Origin of the sequence: Streptomyces sp. NPDC127119, from assembly GCF_042677425.1 — a bacterium.
Taxonomy (GTDB): Bacteria; Actinomycetota; Actinomycetes; order Streptomycetales; family Streptomycetaceae; genus Streptomyces.
Map to the genome: position 1 here is coordinate 1 of NZ_JBHXTO010000037.1, position 17,887 is coordinate 17,887.

The 17,887-nt window shown below is 69.5% G+C and carries 17 protein-coding genes; 5 read left to right on the forward strand and 12 right to left on the reverse strand.

Going from position 1 to position 17,887, the window contains the following annotated elements:
• Nucleotides 1-191: 191 nt before the first annotated feature.
• From ACFVH5_RS18410 to ACFVH5_RS18430, 5 genes are all read right to left on the reverse strand, one after another.
• Nucleotides 192-1,607, reverse strand: a complete 1,416-nt coding sequence (locus tag ACFVH5_RS18410) for an NAD-dependent malic enzyme (RefSeq protein WP_267028814.1) — start codon at nucleotides 1,605-1,607, stop codon at nucleotides 192-194.
• A gap of 452 nt (nucleotides 1,608-2,059) precedes the next feature.
• On the reverse strand, nucleotides 2,060-4,531 hold the full coding sequence (locus ACFVH5_RS18415; protein WP_385834721.1) for a HelD family protein: 2,472 nt from the start codon (nucleotides 4,529-4,531) through the stop codon (nucleotides 2,060-2,062).
• Between the two features lie 142 nt (nucleotides 4,532-4,673).
• Complete coding sequence (locus ACFVH5_RS18420; RefSeq protein WP_384805251.1) at nucleotides 4,674-5,447, reverse strand: anti-sigma factor family protein; 774 nt, start codon at nucleotides 5,445-5,447, stop codon at nucleotides 4,674-4,676.
• A gap of 38 nt (nucleotides 5,448-5,485) precedes the next feature.
• Nucleotides 5,486-6,007 carry a sigma-70 family RNA polymerase sigma factor gene (locus ACFVH5_RS18425; RefSeq protein WP_010039908.1) on the reverse strand — a complete coding sequence of 174 codons (522 nt, stop codon included), beginning with the start codon at nucleotides 6,005-6,007 and terminating at the stop codon, nucleotides 5,486-5,488.
• Nucleotides 6,008-6,224: 217 nt separating this feature from the next.
• Nucleotides 6,225-6,818 carry a CGNR zinc finger domain-containing protein gene (locus ACFVH5_RS18430; protein WP_385834722.1) on the reverse strand — a complete coding sequence of 198 codons (594 nt, stop codon included), beginning with the start codon at nucleotides 6,816-6,818 and terminating at the stop codon, nucleotides 6,225-6,227.
• 313 nt (nucleotides 6,819-7,131) lie between these two features.
• Here ACFVH5_RS18430 and ACFVH5_RS18435 point away from each other — a divergent pair, with 313 nt between their 5' ends.
• Nucleotides 7,132-7,686, forward strand: coding sequence for a DUF1772 domain-containing protein (locus ACFVH5_RS18435; RefSeq protein WP_385834723.1), 555 nt, complete (start codon nucleotides 7,132-7,134; stop codon nucleotides 7,684-7,686).
• 66 nt (nucleotides 7,687-7,752) lie between these two features.
• Here the strand turns inward: ACFVH5_RS18435 and ACFVH5_RS18440 are convergent, their stop codons facing one another.
• From ACFVH5_RS18440 to ACFVH5_RS18450, 3 genes are all read right to left on the reverse strand, one after another.
• A complete protein-coding gene (locus tag ACFVH5_RS18440; protein WP_385834761.1) occupies nucleotides 7,753-8,943 on the reverse strand; it encodes a uroporphyrinogen-III synthase in 1,191 nt (396 codons plus the stop codon).
• Nucleotides 8,944-9,120: 177 nt separating this feature from the next.
• Nucleotides 9,121-10,503 (reverse strand): nitrate/nitrite transporter, encoded by a 1,383-nt coding sequence (locus tag ACFVH5_RS18445; protein ID WP_385834724.1) that lies wholly within the window; start codon nucleotides 10,501-10,503, stop codon nucleotides 9,121-9,123.
• Nucleotides 10,504-10,740: 237 nt separating this feature from the next.
• Complete coding sequence (locus ACFVH5_RS18450) at nucleotides 10,741-11,196, reverse strand: ATP-binding protein (protein WP_385834725.1); 456 nt, start codon at nucleotides 11,194-11,196, stop codon at nucleotides 10,741-10,743.
• Between the two features lie 161 nt (nucleotides 11,197-11,357).
• Here ACFVH5_RS18450 and ACFVH5_RS18455 point away from each other — a divergent pair, with 161 nt between their 5' ends.
• The 4 genes from ACFVH5_RS18455 to ACFVH5_RS18470 all read left to right on the forward strand — a co-directional run bounded on the left by ACFVH5_RS18455 (nucleotide 11,358) and on the right by ACFVH5_RS18470 (nucleotide 14,449).
• A complete protein-coding gene (locus tag ACFVH5_RS18455; protein WP_385834726.1) occupies nucleotides 11,358-12,212 on the forward strand; it encodes a helix-turn-helix domain-containing protein in 855 nt (284 codons plus the stop codon).
• A 12-nt stretch (nucleotides 12,213-12,224) separates the two neighbouring features.
• Complete coding sequence (locus tag ACFVH5_RS18460; RefSeq protein ID WP_385834728.1) at nucleotides 12,225-12,413, forward strand: DUF397 domain-containing protein; 189 nt, start codon at nucleotides 12,225-12,227, stop codon at nucleotides 12,411-12,413.
• A gap of 53 nt (nucleotides 12,414-12,466) precedes the next feature.
• The gene (locus ACFVH5_RS18465) at nucleotides 12,467-13,126 is read left to right on the forward strand and encodes a TMEM175 family protein (RefSeq protein WP_385834729.1); all 660 of its coding nucleotides are present in this window, start codon (nucleotides 12,467-12,469) and stop codon (nucleotides 13,124-13,126) included.
• 123 nt (nucleotides 13,127-13,249) lie between these two features.
• Complete coding sequence (locus ACFVH5_RS18470) at nucleotides 13,250-14,449, forward strand: hypothetical protein (RefSeq protein ID WP_385834730.1); 1,200 nt, start codon at nucleotides 13,250-13,252, stop codon at nucleotides 14,447-14,449.
• A 65-nt stretch (nucleotides 14,450-14,514) separates the two neighbouring features.
• Here ACFVH5_RS18470 and ACFVH5_RS18475 read toward each other — a convergent pair whose 3' ends face one another.
• The 4 genes from ACFVH5_RS18475 to ACFVH5_RS18490 form a co-directional block, all read right to left on the reverse strand.
• Complete coding sequence (locus ACFVH5_RS18475) at nucleotides 14,515-15,162, reverse strand: hypothetical protein (RefSeq protein WP_385834731.1); 648 nt, start codon at nucleotides 15,160-15,162, stop codon at nucleotides 14,515-14,517.
• A gap of 80 nt (nucleotides 15,163-15,242) precedes the next feature.
• Nucleotides 15,243-16,280: a hypothetical protein gene (locus ACFVH5_RS18480; protein ID WP_385834762.1), complete on the reverse strand. Its 1,038-nt coding sequence runs from the start codon at nucleotides 16,278-16,280 to the stop codon at nucleotides 15,243-15,245.
• Nucleotides 16,277-16,936, reverse strand: a complete 660-nt coding sequence (locus tag ACFVH5_RS18485; protein ID WP_385834732.1) for a hypothetical protein — start codon at nucleotides 16,934-16,936, stop codon at nucleotides 16,277-16,279. Before ACFVH5_RS18485 ends, ACFVH5_RS18480 begins: the two co-directional genes overlap by 4 nt.
• 166 nt (nucleotides 16,937-17,102) lie before the next feature.
• Nucleotides 17,103-17,801 (reverse strand): hypothetical protein, encoded by a 699-nt coding sequence (locus ACFVH5_RS18490; RefSeq protein ID WP_385834734.1) that lies wholly within the window; start codon nucleotides 17,799-17,801, stop codon nucleotides 17,103-17,105.
• Nucleotides 17,802-17,887 lie beyond the last annotated feature (86 nt).

The following is a 17,887-nucleotide window of genomic DNA, read 5'->3' on the forward strand; positions in this document are numbered from 1 at the left end:
CGAACTCAGGGGCTCCGCCCCCGAACCCCCGGTCCTCAAACGCCGGACGGGCTGAGAACAGCAGGGGCGCAGCCCCGCTGTTCAGGGGCGCGGGGAACTGCGCGGCCAGCCCCCACCGGGGCCGCGGACGAAGCTACGGGTGTGGCGGGGGTCTGGGGGCGCAGCCCCCGGAACGGTGGGGCGGGGCTTCCTCAGACCGTGACGCCTGCCGCCTTCGCCGCGTCGCGGACCGCCCCCGCCACCGCACCCGCGACCTTGTCGTTGAACACGCTGGGGATGATGTAGTTCGCGTTGAGCTCGTCCTCGGTCACGACCTCCGCCAGCGCCGTTGCGGCCGCAAGCATCATCTCGGTGTTGACCGTGCGGGACTGCGCGTCCAGGAGCCCGCGGAAGACGCCCGGGAAGACCAGCACGTTGTTGATCTGGTTCGGGAAGTCGGAGCGGCCGGTGGCCACGACCGCGGCGGTCTGCCGGGCGACACCCGGGTCGACCTCGGGGTCGGGGTTCGCGAGCGCGAAGACGATCGCGTCGTCGGCCATCGCGGCCACGTCGTCGCCGTCGAGCACGTTCGGCGCGGACACGCCGATGAAGACGTCCGCGCCGCGCACGGCCTGCTTGAGCGTGCCCGTGACGCCCTCGGGGTTGGTGTTGTCGGCGATCCACCGCAGCGGCGAGTCCTCGGCGGCCTTGACCAGGTCCTCGCGGCCCGCGTGCACGACACCGTGGATGTCCGCCACGACGGCGTGCTTGACGCCCGCGGCGAGCAGCAGTTTCAGGATGGCCGTACCGGCCGCGCCCGCGCCCGACATGACGACGCGGATGTCGCCGATCGACTTGCCGGTCACGCGCAGCGCGTTCGTGAGCGAGGCGAGGACGACGATCGCCGTGCCGTGCTGGTCGTCGTGGAAGACGGGGATGTCGAGGGCCTCGCGCAGGCGGGCCTCGATCTCGAAGCAGCGCGGGGCGGAGATGTCCTCCAGGTTGATGCCCGCGAAACCGGGGGCGATCGCCTTGACGATCTCCACGATCGCGTCGGTGTCCTGGGTGTCCAGGCACAGCGGCCAGGCGTCGATCCCGGCGAACCGCTTGAAGAGCGCGGCCTTGCCCTCCATCACCGGCAGGGCGGCCTTGGGGCCGATGTTGCCGAGGCCCAGCACCGCGGAGCCGTCGGTGACGACGGCGACGGAGTTGCGCTTGATGGTCAGGCGGCGGGCGTCCTCGGGGTTCTCGGCGATCGCCATGCAGACCCGGGCCACACCGGGCGTGTAGATCATCGAGAGGTCGTCACGGTTGCGGATGGGGTGCTTGGACGCCATCTCGATCTTGCCGCCGAGGTGCATCAGGAACGTACGGTCGGAGACCTTGCCGAGCGTGACGTCCTCGATGCCGCGGAGCTGCTCGACGATCTCTTCCGAGTGCTTCGTGGAGGACGCCGCGATGGTGACGTCGATACGGAGCTTCTCGTGGCCGGAGGCCGTCACGTCGAGGCCGGTCACCGAGCCTCCGCTGGACTCCACGGCGGTGGTGATCTGGGAGACCGCGGTTCCGCTCGCGGGCACCTCCAACCGGACCGTGATCGAGTAGGAGACGCTGGGCGCCGTTGCCATGGCCGACTTCCTCTGCTTTCACCGAAGTACTGCTAGTGCTGCGAGTACTGCTGGTTCGCGGGTTTGCCGTCCGATCGTCGCACCTACCGCGGAGTACGTGGTAGCCGCCCCGGATTGCGAACCTTTTGTTCACCACGAAAGAGGTCCACGTCACCGGGTGACGTGGACCTCTTTCGTGCGACTGCTGCTGTCGCTCACGTTCAATGACACCGACCCGCCATGCTCGCCTCGCGGCAAGTGGTCGCTCGTAGCGACGAAGGTTGGGCCCGGGGGCTTGGATCGGGCCGGTGTCACGTCAAAGGTAACAAACGATCCCCGTAAGGCAATTCCCGCACCGTGGGTTCACAGGGAAGCTTTACGCGGACGGGCCCCGCGGTTCACCGGGGCGGGCCCCGCGATTCACGGGACCCGCCCCACCCGGGCCGACCGCGCCCGGTCCAGGACCGCTCCGCTCAGTCCCGCAGCAGGTCCGGCACCCCGTCCGCGTCCGGCTCGTCCCGGGCCGCCGAGACGATGGTGAGCTGCTGGGTCGCCCGGGTCAGGGCCACGTACAGGACCCGCAGCCCGGCCGGTGACTCGTCGGCGATCTCCGCGGGTGAGACGACCACCGTGGCGTCGTACTCCAGGCCCTTGGCCTCCAGGCTGCCGAGGGCCACCACACGGTCCCCGAGCCCGGCGAGCCAGCGTGCGGCCTCGCCGCGCCGGTTCATGGCGACGACGACGCCGACCGTGCCGTCGACCTGGTCGAGCAGCCGGGCGGCCTCCTCCCGGACGGTCCTCGACAGGGCCTCCCGCGCGCCGCCTGAGCCCTGGCCACCGGAGCCCTGACCGCCCGCAGCGCCGCCCGCGGGCACCGCCGTGACGAAGCGGGGCTGCACGCCCGTCGAGCGGACCGCGCGCGGCGACTCGGAGCCGGGCATGGCGAGGGCCAGCACCTTCGCGGCGAGCGCGGCGATCTCGGCCGGGTTGCGGTAGTTCACGGTGAGCGTGAATCGGCGGCGCGGACGGCTGCCGAGGGCCTCGTCACGGGCCTCGGCGGCCTCGTCCGGATGCGACCAGGACGACTGGGCGGGGTCGCCGACCACGGTCCAGGTGGCGTGCCGGCCGCGGCGGCCGATCATGCGCCACTGCATGGGCGTGAGGTCCTGCGCCTCGTCGACGATGACGTGCGCGTACTCCGTACGCTCCTGGGCCAGCCGTTCGGCCCGCTCGCGCTGCGTCTCCTCACGCTGGGGCATGAGCTCTTCCAGGCCCGTCAGCTGGTCGAGGGGGTCGAAGTCGCGCTTCTTGCGGGGGCGGGTCGGGGTGCCGACGATCGCCTCCAGCTCGTCGAGCATGGCCACGTCGTGCACGGAGAGCCCGTCCCGCTTGAGGGAGCGGGCGACCCGGCGCACCTCGCCGGGGTTGAGGATCCGCCGTGCCCAGCGCCCGAGGCGCCGCTCGTCGGCCATCGCCGCCAGGACGGCCCGCGGGGTCAGTTCGGGCCACCAGGCGTCGAGGAAGGCGATGAAGGCGTCCTCGGAGCTGACGTCCTCGTCGAACGACGAGCGCAGTTCAGCGGCCAGCTCGGGGTCGGTGTGCCGGGAGCCCGCGCCGGAGCGCGACCAGAGGGCGTCGAGCAGCAGCTTGCGGGCGCGCGGGCGCAGCAGGTTGACGGGCGCGGTCCCGGAGAGCGCGTTGTTGCGGATGCGGTCCAGCTCGGGCGCCTCCAGTTCCAGCCGGCGCCCGAAGGCGACGACCCGGAGCCGGGTGGGCGTGGCGGCGGGGGCCCGCGTGGCGGTCTCGTCGTCCTCCTCGCCCTCGTCGCCGAACGAGAGCTGCCCGGCGGAGAGCTGTCCGGCCGGGGCGGTGGCGCTGTTCCCGCCGGGCGCGCCCGGCGTCTCCAGTGCCCCGCGCGCCGCCTGCCGCAGCACCTTGAGCATCCGGTAGGAGCCCTTGGCGCGGGCGACGGCGGGTGCGTCGTACTGGGTGGCCTCGGCGCCGTCGACCAGGGAGCCGACCGCGCGGATGGCGACCTGGCCCTCCTCGCCGAGGGACGGCAGGACGCCTTCGGTGTACGCGACGAGCAGGGGCGTGGGCGAGACGATCAGGATGCCGCCCGCGTACCTTCTGCGGTCCTGGTAGAGCAGGTAGGCGGCCCGGTGCAGGGCCACCGCGGTCTTCCCGGTGCCGGGGCCGCCCTCCACGTACGTGACGGACGCGGCGGGGGCCCTGATGACGAGGTCCTGCTCGGCCTGGATGGAGGCGACGATGTCCCGCATGGTGTGGCTGCGGGCCTGGCCGAGGGCGGCCATCAGGGCGCCGTCGCCGATCACCGGGAGTTCGTTCCCGGCGAGGGTGGCCGTGAGTTCCGGGCGCATCAGGTCGTCCTCGACCCCGAGGACCTTGCGGCCCTTGGAGCGGATGACCCGACGGCGTACGACCCGGCCGGGGTCGACCGGGGTGGAGCGGTAGAACGGCGCGGCCGCGGGGGCCCGCCAGTCGATCACCAGCGGCGCGTACTCGGCGTCGAGGACGCCGATCCGGCCGATGTGGAGGGTCTCCGCGATGTCGGCGGTGTTGTCGGGGCGGACGGCTCCCTCGGCGGGTTCGACCGCCGTGTACGCGCCGTCCGGGCCCTTCTTGCCGTCCTTGCCCTGGAGGAGGTCGATCCTTCCGAAGAGGAAGTCCTCGAACTCGTTGTTGAGGCGGTTGAGATGGATCCCCGCCCGGAACACCTGCGCGTCGCGCTCCGCGAGTGCCCCGGGCGTGCCGACCTGGCCGCGCTGGGCGGCGTCGTTCATCAGGAACTCCGCCTCGTGGATCTTTTCCTCAAGACGCTGGTACACCCGGTCGAGGTGTTCCTGTTCGACGCCGATCTCCCGGTCGCGTACGGAGTCGCCTACCGGATCGAGCGCCATTTCCTGCTGAACCTGAGCGGCCACCGGGCCCCCTTCTGACGTGCATGGCAGCCGTCAACCGTACGCGAAGGGGAGCCCGTCAGGCTACGTTTCCGCTCTTGATCCACTTACCGGTCGACTTCGCGCCGGCTTTCCCGCCGGCCCGCGCGTGACCTCGTAGGCCGGTTCACGCGTCGACCTCGACCAGTTTGTCGCCGTCGAAGGTGACGACCTCGAAGTGGTCGATGTCGGCGTCGCTCATCGCCACGGCGCCCTGGAGGTAGAGCGGATTCCTGGCCAGCTCGGTGGCGGCGCCCTTGATTCCGTAGCCCCACTTCGGGACGGTCCAGGTGGTCGCCGTCTCCCGCTCGCCGCTCTTGCTGACGGCGACCAGGGAGCACTTCTGCGGGCCCTTGACGTTCTTCAGCTGGAGGGCGATACCCGTGCCGTAGGGCTTGCTCTCCATGCCGACCGCGGCGTTGACCTGGGTGCTCGCGTCGGTGGCCTCGACCTTGTCCTTCATCCCCGTGAACACCTGCTTGGCGGGGCTGACGGACGCCAGAGGCTTGGCCTCCTGCGCGGTGTCGCCGCCGGCGGTGGCCGCGATCGCGGCGATCGGGCCGCCGATGATCAGCGAGGCCGCGAGCCCGAAGAACAGGCGCCTGCTCTTCTTGGCCTTGACGCGCCGCTCGACCACTTCGCCGACCAGCCGGTCGGAGAGCTGTGGGCTCGGGCGGACGGCCAGTGTCTCGCCGATGGCCGGTGTGCCCCGTGTGCCCGGCAGATCCGCGAGGGCGGCGAGCATCGGCTCCATGCCCGCGAGTTCGTCGAGCTGCTGCCCGCACCACTCGCAGGTGGCGAGATGCGCCTCGAACTCGGTCGCCTCGGCGTCGTCGAGGATGCCCAGCGCGTAGGCCCCTACCGTCTCGTGCAGATCTCCCTGCCCTTGCGAACTTTGCATGGGTCCAGGACTACCCGTTCCGTATCCCCCGTATGTGCTCATGCCGTCACCCCCCGCTCCTCCAGTGCGAGCTTCATCGAACGCAGGGCATAGAACACCCGTGAGCGCACCGTGCCGCTGGGTATCCCCAGGGTTTCGGCGGCTTCGTTTACGGTACGCCCCTTGAAGTACGTCTCGACCAGTACCTCCCGGTGCGCGGGGGTCAGGTCGTCGAGCGCGTCAGAGAGTGTCATCAGCCACAACGCCTTGTCGATCTCGTCCTCCGCGGGAATGACCTCCAGCGGCGACGGGTCCACCTCCTGCGGCCGGGCCTGCCGGCTGCGGTGCCCGTCGATGACGATGCGCCGAGCGACCGTCACCAGCCAGGGGCGTACCGAACCGGTCGCTCGGTTGAGCTGACCGGCGTTCTTCCACGCGCGGATGAGCGTCTCCTGCACGACGTCCTCCGCCCGCTGCCGGTCCCCGGCGACCAGCCGCAGCACATAGGCGAGCAGGGGCCCCGCGTGTTCCCGGTACAGCGCACGCATCAGCTCCTCGTCGGGTTCCGAGGGCTGGGACATGCGATGTCGGGCCCTCGGCGATCGTTCATCGGCCACGGCGGAATCCTTGCGCACGCCTACCTCCGGTGTCCGGGGGATCCCCCAGTCGGTCGCTCATCTCCGGATACGGGTGCGGGCGTTGCGCTGTTCAAAGTGAATGGAATTCTTTGTGAGGAGCGTGAGGATTTCCCCTCCTCATCTGCTCCACAAGTGCTTCACGGGGGATCCACGGCAGATCCTAAGCCCGTGCGAGGGCTGCTCTGCGCCGGTGCCTGGCCACCCGCTCACGGTTTCCGCACACCTCACTGGAGCACCACCTGCGACGACGCCCTCTGGACGTATCCAGGTAGACGATGGGGCAGTTGTCTCCCTCACACTGCCGGATGCTCGCGCGGGCGGCCTGATCCGTGAGGAGCTCCACCGTGTCACGGGCGACCGCCGCGAGGAGCGCCGCGCAGGTCGGCGGAGCGCACAGGGCGCGTACGAGCGAGCCGCCCGCGTCCCACACCGCCAAGGGTACGGGCGGTGCGGCGCGGGCGAGTTCGTTGACCCGGGCCAGCGCGACGACGAAGGACCGCGAGTCCCTGGACGGCTCCTGACGCACCAACTGTCCTATATGGCCGCGCAGTTCACGAAAGCCCACGATCCAGGAGGAGTCGGCCGACGCGAGGGGCGTACCCGCCGGGACGAGTCCGGATCCGGTGATCCAGGCCCGCAGCGGCTCGGCCGAATCGAGCCGTTCCTCGGGGTGCGTGGTCGCCAGGAGATCGAGACAGATCCGCCCGGAGTCGAACCGCAGCTCGTACGGGGCCGTGGCCGTGCCCAGTGCCATGTGCCTGTCACCGCCTTGGGGTTGCCGCCAGGAGGGGCCGGTGAGGGATCGTGGGAGGTGCGTGGAAGGTGCCGTGGGAGGTCGTGGGGTGGGGGTCCGCCAGAGGGCCGCGCGTGGCCCTTGAGGGGGCCGCGCAGGGCTCGTACCCCTACAGTGCCTTCCCCCGCGCGCGGCGGGAAGCCCCACGCCGCCCCGTACCCGCCCGCGCCGTCCGGCCACCGGCCCCGCGCCGGCCGGGCGGTGGACGTCCGCTTATGCCGGTGCGCGTCCGAACCATGTCGTCCGGGTCCCGCCCGGCGCTTGACTCGACGGCATGACGACCGACACGGGGAACAAGACGGTGGAGAGCGGCGGGAAACGGGGCGGGTCCGCCGGAGGTGTGCTGATCGCGGCCACGGTGGCCATGGGCCTGATCGCCGGGCTGTTCTACGCGTTCGCGTGCAGCGTCATGCCGGCGCTGGCCCGCAGCGACGACCGTGTGTACGTCGAGGTCATGCAGAACATCAACGACGTCATCCAGAACCCGGTGTTCTTCCTGAGCTTCCTCGGCGCGCTGCTGCTGACGGCGGTCTCGGCCTGGCAGCTGCGCGGCTCACCGCGGGTGCGCGGGTGGGTGTTCGGGGCGCTCGTCGCGTACGGGCTGGCGTTCCTGCTCACCGTGGTCGTGAACATCCCGCTGAACGACGGCCTCATGGACGCCGGGGATCCGGCGACGATGACCGACCCGGCGGCCGTGCGCGAGGAGTTCGAGGACCCGTGGGTGGCCTGGAACGCCGTACGGGCCGTGCTGTGCACGCTCGCGCTGGCCCTGCTGACACGAGCGCTGACGCTGTACGGCCACCACGTCCGCCCCGGACGCCGGGCATAGGCGTATGCGCCGGACGCAGGCGTACGCGTCAGACGCAGAGGTACGCGTCAGACGCAGGCGTACGCGTCAGACGTCGGCGTATTTGGAGTCGGCGGCCGGGTCCAGGGCCAGCCGGTAGCCGCGCTTGACGACGGTCTGGATGAGTTTGGGTGTGCCCAGTGCCGTGCGCAGCCGGGCCATCGCGGTCTCCACGGCGTGCTCGTCCTTGCCGGCGCCTGGCAGCGCCCGCAGCAGTTCGGCGCGGGCCACCACCCAGCCGGGCCGCCGGGACAGGGCGCGCATCAACGACATCCCGGCGGGCGGTACGGGCCGCAGGGCGTCGTCCACCAGCACGGCGTGCCCGCGGATCTCCACCCGGTGCCCGGCGACCGGCAGGGTCCGCGCCCGGGAGGGCAGTTCCTTGCACAGCACCTGGACGAGGGGGCCGAGCCGAAAGCGTTCCGGCTGGACCGTGTCGATACCCCTGGCCTGCAGCGGCAGCGCGGTGACCGGGCCGACGCAGGCGGACAGCACGTCGTGGTTGAGGGCGGCGAGCAGTTCGGGCAGCAGCCCGCGGTCCTCGGCGCGGTTCAGCAGGGAGGCGGCGGCCGGGGCGCTGGTGAAGGTCAGCGCGTCCAGGCCGCGGCCGACCGTGGCGTCGAGCAGCCGGTCCAGGGGGCCGATGTCCTCGGGGGCCATCCACCGGTACACGGGAACGCCGACGACCTCGGCGCCCGCGGCCCGCAGCGACTCGACGAAGCCGGGCAGGGGTTCGCCGTGCAGCTGGACCGCGATCCGGCGCCCGTCCACTCCTTCGTCGAGGAGCCGGTCGAGCACTTCGGCCATGGATTCGGAGGACGGGGACCATTCCTCGGTCAGCCCCTGGGCGCGTACCGCACCTTTGACCTTGGGTCCGCGGGCGAGGAGCTCGACGTTGCGGAGCACGTCGAGCAGTTGCTCCCCGAGCCCCCAGCCGTCGGCGGCCTCGACCCAGCCGCGGAACCCGATCGCGGTGGTCGCGACGACGATGTCCGGCGCCTGGTCGAGGAGCTGCTTGGTCGCCGCCAGCAGTTCGCTGTCGTCGGCGAGGGGCACGATGCGCAGGGCGGGGGCGTGCAGAACGGCGGCTCCGCGCCGCTGGAGCAGGGCGCCGAGTTCGTCGGCGCGGCGGGCGGCGGTGACACCGACGGTGAATCCGGCGAGCGGCCCGTGGTCCTGCTGGTCGGTCCGGCCGGGTTGCTGCTGTGTCCGGTCCGGCTGCTGCGGTTCCTCGTACATGGATGGCATGGATGGCTCTCGTCCCGCTGGAGTGGTGTTCGTCCGCGTCACCCGCTGGGTTGGGGCGCCCCGCCTGCCCGCCTCACGGCGGACGACCGAGCCTGTCAATCATGCGTGACAGGCTCGGTTCCGCTTGATGTCGCCCGTGTTACGTCACGTGTCGGGCCAGGTGCCGGGTCACACCTCGGCGTAGCTGAGCTGCGTCTTCGTCTCCGACGCGGTCGTGGCGGTCGCCCCGGAGGTGGCGGGGCGGCGAAGGTATACGGCCCAGGTGACCGCGAAGCAGGCGCCGTAGAAGGCGAGGAAGGCGACGAAGGCTCCGGTGCCGGAACCGACGCTGAGGAAGGACTGCCGGAAGGCGAGGTTGATACCGAGCCCGCCGACCGCGCCCACGGCCCCGATCAGCCCCATGGAGGCACCCGACAGCCGCCGCCCGTACGACGCGGCTTCCTCCCCGGTCAGCCCTTTGGCGGCGGCCTTGGCCTGGAAGATGCCGGGGATCATCTTGTACGTGGAGCCGTTGCCGAGCCCGCTGAGCACGAACAGCACGATGAACGCGGTGGTGAACAGGGCGAGGGACTTCTCCATGGAGGCGACCACGATGACGGCGGTCGCGGCGCCCATGCCGACGAAGTTCCACAGGGTGATGCGGGCGCCGCCGTACTTGTCGGCGAGCCAGCCGCCGACGGGCCGGATCAGCGAGCCGAGGAGCGGCCCGATGAAGGTGACGTACGCCGACTCCAGCGGCGTACGCCCGAACTGTGTCTGGAGCACGAGGCCGAAGGCGAAGCTGTAGCCGATGAACGAGCCGAACGTGCCGATGTAGAGGAAGGACATGATCCAGGTGTGCGGGTCCTTCACGGCCTCCCTGGCGGCGCCGGTGTCGTTCTTCACGGACGTGATGTTGTCCATGTGGAGGGCGCCGAGGACGGCGGCGACGACGATGAGCGGGATGTAGATCCCGAGCAGCAGCCGCGGTCCTCCGTTGGCCCCGATGACGGCGAGCCCGATGAGCTGCACGACGGGCACGCCGATGTTGCCGCCGCCGGCGTTGAGCCCGAGCGCCCAGCCCTTCTTCCGCAGCGGGAAGAAGGAGTTGATGTTGGTCATGGAGGAGGCGAAGTTGCCTCCGCCGACCCCGGCGAGCATGGCGCACACGAGGAAGGTGCCGAAGGACGTCCCGGGCTCCATCACCACGAAGGCGGCGATCGTCGGGACGAGCAGCATGCTCGCCGCGATGATGGTCCAGTTCCGGCCACCGAAGCGGGCGACGGCGAAGGTGTAGGGCACCCGGACGATGGCGCCGACCAGGGTGGCCATCGAGATGATGAAGAACTTGTCGGCGGGGGTCAGCCCGTACTCGGGCCCCATGAAGAGCACCATGACCGACCAGAGGGTCCAGATCGAGAACCCGATGTGCTCGGAGAGTACGGAGAAGAAGAGGTTCCGGTGGGCGACCTTCTCCCCCGTCTCCTTCCAGAACGTCTCGTCCTCCGGGTCCCACTGCTCGATCCAGCGGCCCCCCTTGCGCGTCGTGATGCTGCTGCTCGGGGCTGTCATCTCACGCCTCCACGATTTCTCCGGGTGGTGTTCCCGAAGGTAGGGAGGTCGCGTTTCCGCGCTGTGCCTGTGAGTGACCACGGGGGAACGTTGCTCTCACCCTCGGGCGGGGGGCGTGGTGAGGGTTTTCGGGCGAGGCCGTCTTCGGGCGAGGCCGTCTTCGGGCGAGGCCGTCTTCGGGCGAGGCCGTCTTCGGGCGAGGCCGTCTTCGGGCGAGGCCGTCTTCGGGTCGGCGTCTCAGACCTCGAACCAGAGCAGCTTCCCGGCGCCGCGTCCGAGCAGACCGCTCCCCAGGGACCAGCCGCCCCACGAGGTCGCGCACTGCCGTACGAGGAGGAGCCCGCGCCCGCTCTCTGCGTCGACGGAGGCCGGCGCGACCGGGGTGCTTTTCGCGCCCCGGCCCCCGGGAGGCTCGTCGAAGGGCGCCGGGACGTGGGGGCTGCTGTCCCACACGCCCACGCGCAGGCGCCCGTCGCCCAGCGCGGTCAGCCGCAGGGAGGCGGGCCCTCTGGTGTGCCGGTAGGCGTTGGTGACGAGTTCGGACGTCAACAGCTCGACGACATCGAGGGTTTCGGCCATCCCGTGCCCGTGGAGGGCGGCCCGCACGGTCATGCGTGCGACGCGGGCGGCACGGGGGTCATGGGGCAGGCGAAGGGCGTACGTCCAGGTGTCGGGCGGGGCTACGGTGACCATGGGTGCCTCCGAAAAGAGAGGGGTTGGGTGCACTTCCGCTGGCGATGCAGGACCACCGTAGAGCAGGCGGTTAGATGGATCTAACCTTTCTATCCAGAAGCATCCATGCTTCACTCGTGTGAGGGAGAAGGACCCGTGCCACGGCCAGATAAGGAAGCGCTTTGCCGCCCACCAGTAATCCGACGCTGAGACAGCGAAGGTTCGGTGCCGAGCTGCGCAAACTTCGCGAACGGGCCGGATTGACCGCCACCGGTGCCGCCGAACTGCTCGGCGTCAACCAGGCGCGCGTCAGCATGATCGAGACCGGCCGTACACCCGTCAGCGCCGACAAGGTCCGCTCCATGGCCCGCGCGTACGCCTGCGCCGACGACCGGCTCGTCGACGCCCTGGCCGCGATGACCGGGCGCCGCACCCGCGGATGGTGGGAGGAATACTGCGAGCACCTGACCGCCGCGCTGATCGACCTGGCAGAACTTGAGCACCACGCGGCCGGTCTGCGGGTGGCGCTGATCATCCACATTCCCGCCCTGCTGCAGACGACGGACCACGCACGATCGCTGTTCCAACAAGTGGCCCCGCCCATGCGGCAGTACGAGGTCGAGCACCGCCTCACGTTCCGCATCAAGCGGCAGGGCATCCTGCACCGGGAGAACCCGCCCCCGTACGCGGCGATCATCCACGAGTCGGCGCTTCGCATGGGCTTCGGCGGTCCCGCGGTTGCCCGCGCCCAGCTCAAGCACCTGATCGAGATGAGCGAACTGGCCCATGTCACCCTCGGGGTGATCCCCTTCGGCACGGACCGCTTCCCGACCACGGGGCAGTCGTTCGACTACCTCGACGGCCCTGTTCCGCAGCTCGACACCATCCAGTTGGACTCACACCACGGTGCCTGCGAATTCCTCGACGGCGAGGCACAACTGAGCAAGTACCGCGCCGTCCTGGACCGGATGGAGTCGTGCGCCCTGAGTCCCGCCGAGTCACGGGATTTCATCCACCGCCTCATCCAGGACACCTGAGAGGGACCAACTGTGCATGCCATCGACTGGCAGAAGTCCACGTACAGCGGCGACGGATCGAACTGCGTCAACGTCGCGGCCACCCCCGGTGGAACCGTCGCCCTCCGGGAGAGCGACACGCCCGACACCACCCTCATAACCACCCGCGCCCGCCTGGGCGAACTGATACGCGCCCTGAAGGCACAGCAGCCCACTCCCTAAGATCACGGACACAGGCACAGACACAGACGCAGTTCTGACGTCAGGGAGTTCGGATGAGCGAGAGCGACCGGCCGGAGCCAGGGTTCTCGCCCGAGAGACTGGCCTTCTTCACGGACGCGATCTTCGCGATCGCGATGACACTGCTGGCCGTCGAACTGGAACGCCCCGACGAACAGGAACTGGCGTCGGCCCGCGAGCTGGGCAGCTTCCTCGTGCACCAACGGGACTCCTACCTGGCGTTCGCGCTGGCGTTCATCCTGCTCTGGTCGGTGTGGCGCCGTCATCACAAGCTGATGGACAGGATCGGCAGGCTGTCGAGCGCCTTCACGGGCTGGCACGCCCCGTTCCTGCTGCTGGTCGCGTTCCTCCCGTTCCCGACGGCGGTCATCGGCGCCTCGGCGACCAACCCGCTGGCGGACACGCTGTTCGCCGGAACCATGGCGGCGATGGTCTGCTGCGAGGCCGTCATCAGGGAGATCTCGCACAGGACGGGTCTGACGACGGGCGATCCGGCGGACACCCGGCACCAGGCGGACGGTTCCTGGGCGGTCGGCCTCTGGTTCATCCTCAGCGGCGCCCTCGCCTGGCTGCTCCCGTACGCGTTCGTCCTGTGGTTCTTCGCCCCGCTGGCCTCCCCGTACGGCGGAGCGCTGATCTCGCGCCTGCGCAGGCCGCACACGGAGCCGCTGGACGTGAACGCTCCACGGCCCTAGGGGAGCCGGCGCGGCGCACCCCGGCGTGCGGCCGATGTCAACCGATGGCGACGCCCGACCCGTTGGAGGGGCAGCACGGCCCTCGGCACATATCCCGTGTTTGCCTTGGCAATTGACAGCGGCATGAGAACTACTTGGGTACGAGGCCGAGGCAGAGGCCGCCGGCGCATCGCGGTCGCGACCGCGGCCGTGGCGGTGCTGTGCGGAGCCGGCCTCACGCAGGGCGGGACCGTCCACGCGCAGGGCGGGGTGGCGGAGACACCGTGGGTGGTGTCGCTGGGCGACAGCTTCATCTCCGGGGAAGCGGGTCGCTGGGCGGGCAACAGCAACGACAGCGCCGGCGGCTACTCCGGTACGGACCGGGCCTTCGACCCCGCCACCCGTTCGACGGACCAGCACCGGGTGTACGGCGCGTCCTACGACAACGGCTGCAACCGCTCCGACAGCGCCGAGGTCAATTCCTCGCCCGCACCGGCCGGGGCCCGCCGGCTCAACCTGGCCTGTTCGGGGGCGACGTCGACCGCGATCCTGCTGCCCGAGAACGGCGGGAGCCCGTTCAAGTCCGAGCCGTCCCAGGCCGAGCAGCTCCAGAAGGCGGTCACCGGCCGTCCCGTACGGGCGGTCGTCGTCTCCGTAGGCGGCAACGACCTCGGCTTCGAGGACGTGATCGTCGCCTGCGCCAAGGGCTTCGTCACTCCCATCGGGGCGTCGCCCTGCGCTCCCGCCCAGGCGCCGGAGGTCAAGAAACGGCTGCCCATGATGCGCACCGCGGCCGTCGCCTCCCTCGCCGACATCACCACGGCCATGAAGCGGGCGGGCCACCCGGCGGGCAGCTACCGCCTGATCCTCCAGTCCTACCCGTCACCGCTGCCCGACGGCGGGCGGATCCGCTACCCCGGGAACAAGTACGACCGCCTGACCGAAGGCGGCTGTCCCTTCTTCGACCAGGACCTCACCTGGGCCCACGACCGACTGGTCCCCGAGATCAGCACCACGCTGGCCTCGGCGGCCCGTGAGTCCGGCGCGGAGTTCCTCGACCTGTCGCGATCCTTCGACGGCCGGGAGGTCTGCTCCACGACCACGGTCCAGGCGGGCCCCGACCAACTGCCCTCGGGCCGTACGAGCGAATGGGTCCGCTTCGTGACCACGGGCGCGGGCCAGGGCCAACGCCAGGAGTCCCTGCACCCCAACCACTACGGCCAACTGGCCCTGGGCACCTGCCTCAGCCTCCACCTCACCGAAACCCCGGCGAACCACCGCTGCACGAACACCCCAGGAGAAGGCCCCCGCGCGATGCGCCTGGGCCCGGCCCTCACGAACTGACGACCGATCGCCGTGTCCCGTAGTTGTCATACGGGACACGGCGGGGCCCGCAGCATGCGATCACTTCAGGGCTGACACGCAGCACTCCCGCTCTGAGAGGTGATCTCGTGAATCACCCAGACACCCTTGTCATTCTTCTTGAGTGACGTCTGATAAGCGACGTAACTCCGCGCGGTGACCTCGGTCTTCTTGACCCGCTTGCCCTTGAGGTACATGACGAACGCCTTGCCCTGATCCTCGCAATAACTGAACGAGGCCGTCCCGTCACCGCGAACGTTCACCTTCGGGTCGTAGAAACGATAGGCACCCGTGGTCCGAGCCTTGTTCTCCACATACTCCTGAATGAACTGCTCGGTCCCCGCGGCAGCCTCTCCCTCGTAATAGAAGAGGTACGGCTCGTCCAAGGCATCCTGATGGGCGATGGCCAGATCAACCGCTTTGATGGACTGCGCACTGTCCTTGAGAACCGCGTCCTTCTCCTCGTCCCCGGTCTTCGGCCACTCGAAGGTGTAGCTCAGATCGGACGGCAGCTCGATCTTCGGCCGGCCGGCGTCAGCTGACTCGGACGCGCTCGGCGAAGCGGACTTCTCGGTGCCGGTGTCGGTATCGGCAGCCGCAACCTTGTCGTCGGCGCTGTCACCACCGCAGGCGGACAGCGTCAGGGCTGCTGCGGCCAGCGTGATCGCTGCGAGCAGGGTGGGACGGCGGGTCACGAGCAGCTCCTGGTGAAGGCGATATCAGAACAACAGAACGGCCTGCACGTCGTCGGTGACGTCGTGCAGGCCGCTCCGGGTCAGCGGTTGATCGACTGGATCTCCTGGACGATCACGTCCTGGCCAGCGCCGAACTCGCCGTTCGGGAGAGGCTGTTCACCGGCCACGCCCGTGCCGGTCCAGTGGATCCGCCAGGTGATCGTGGCCTGCAGCTGGTACGAGCCGTCGCCCGACGAGCGCAGGTACTTCACGCCGCACGGCGGGGTCTCGTTCGCCTTGCCCTTGGCGTAAGCCTCGCCGATCTGTTTGCCGTTCAGTTCGCACACACCCGAGGCGGGATACGTCGTCGCGTCGGCCGTACCCGGCTCGATCTTCAGCGACAGCGGTTCGGCCGTGGTCGTCGCCTGAACGTTCAGGAGCGGGACGGATGCCGTGACGGAGACAGGCTTGAAGTCCGCCGCGTCCAGCCATGCCCAGGTCGGCAGGTTCACCTTCGTGGTGCCCTCCGGAGCCAGCTCGACCTTGGTCGAGGGCACGCGGATCTCGGCGTACGCCAGTTGCGCCAGCATTTCAGGAGTGATCGCCTGCGGGATGTCCGGCGGAGGGGGAGCGCCGTTGTCCACCCAGAAGATGTCCTTCGTGCAGTCCAGAGCCCCGGGGTCGCCTTCCCTACCCTCGGTTACATAGGAATCCCAGAAGTAACCCTTGCCGGTTTTCTCCTTGTTGAAGTCCTTGTACTCACCGCCGTTGACATACTTCTCGCGCTGCTTGGCATCCCACTCGTACCCCGTCGACCCCGCCTCCCAAATCGGCTCCAGATACTCCTGAAGCTGCTCCGGGGTGTACCTCGGGGCGTAATAGCAGGCGGGCGGAGTCCAGTTCGAGGCACTGGACGTCACCGGTCCGGCCGACTTCCCGGAACCGTTCTTGGAACGGTCGAACACCACAGCGCCCGCCGTGGAGGAGACCGTTCCTTTGCCGTCGCTGTTGCCGGAAGCCTGCGTGTTGTCGCTTCCCTGACCGTCACCCGGTCCGTATGCCACAGCGGTACCCGGCAATACGGAAACCGCGACGGCCGTAGCCGCGCTCAGGGCCAGTATGTGGCCCATCCCTCTCATCCAGCGCACGTTTTGTCCCCCCGCTTCGAGATCAGAACAGTGGCCTGCCACACACCCTTCTCGCTCTTCTCCAGGCGTGTGTTGTACAGCACGTACGGGCTTTCGTCCGACGGCGTCCGGTCGACCTTGCCGGTCTTGCGGTTCTTGTTGAAGCCTTTACTCTCGTCCGCGCAGTAGACGACCGCCGCCGAAGTGCTGCCGCGCAGGGTGACCTTCGGGTCGAAGTAGCGAGTGGTACCGGTGAACGACAGATTGGCGTCCTGGTACTCCTGCACCCACTCCACCGCACCGGTCAATGCCTTGTCCCGGTAGTAGAAAGGAAGTCCCGGAGCACTCGCGTCGCCTCTGACGATGGCGTCGTTCGTGGCGTCGATGCGACCCGCGGTGTCGGTCAGGACGGCGTCCTTCGCATCGTCGCCGGTCTTCCAGTCCTCGTACTTGTCGATGACGTCCGACGGCAGCTTGACCGTCGGCCGGTCGGTCGCCGGCGAAGCGGAAGCGCCTGGAGTCTTCGACGCCTCCTTGCCGGTGTCGGCGCCCGCGATCTTGTCGTTGGGCTTGTCCTTGGAGTCGCTGTCGCCACCGCAGGCGGACAGCGTCAAGGCCGCAGCGGCGGTCAGCGTGATCGCTGCGAGCAGAGTGGGACGGCGGTTCACAGATGTCTCCCGTGAGGCGAAGGCGGCTTGAGGGCGCCACGCTACCGAGGGCACGGGAGGCGACACCAGTGCGAACTCCAGCAAAGCGAAGCTCGTGGCGAAACTGAGACGACCGGGTTGCGCGGGTCGGACGGGTGGGGAAACGCGCCGGGCCGGTGACGCTCGTTCAGGGCCGACACTTCGCGCTTCCCCTCTGGGAGGCAAGCTTTTCGACCACCCAGGCACCCTCTTCGCTCTTGCTCAGCCGGGCGCTGTAGAGCACGTAACTGTTCTTGGTCACAGCCGTCTTGTTGATCTTTTTCGGCTTCAGGTACATGTCGTACCCCTTGCTCTGGTCCTCGCAGTACACGAGCGAGGCACTGTCGGCGTCACTCACGTTGACGGCCTCGCCGTAGTAGCGGTACGCGCCGGTGGTCCGCGCCTTGGCCTTCACGTACGCCTCGATGTACTGCTGCGTCTGGGCAGCGGCCTCACCCTCGTAGAAGTAGAGGTACGCCTTGTCCAGCGGGTCCTGATGGGCGATGGCCAGGTCCACCGCCTTGATGGACTGCTCCCTGTCTGCCAGGACCGCGTCCTTCTCCTTGTCCCCGGTCTTCTTCCACTCGAAGGTGTACGTCAGATCAGACGGCAGCTCGATCTTCGGGCGCCCCGCGGCAGTCGAAGCGGACGCGCCAGGCGAAGCGGACTTCTTCTTGCCGGTGTCGGCGCCCGCGGTCTTGTCGTCGGCCTTGGCGTCGGCCTTGCCCTCGGAGCTGTCGCCGCCGCAGGCGGACAGCGTCAAGGCCGCAGCGGCGGTCAGCGTGATCGCTGCGAGCAGAGTGGGACGGCGGTTCACGGACGGCTCCCGGTGGGGCGAGGGGGTCATGAGCGCAGCCACGCTACCGAGGGGAGAGCCCACAGCGAAGCGCGGGCCAAGCAGAGAGCTTGGCCCGCGCAAACATCGCCGGAAGT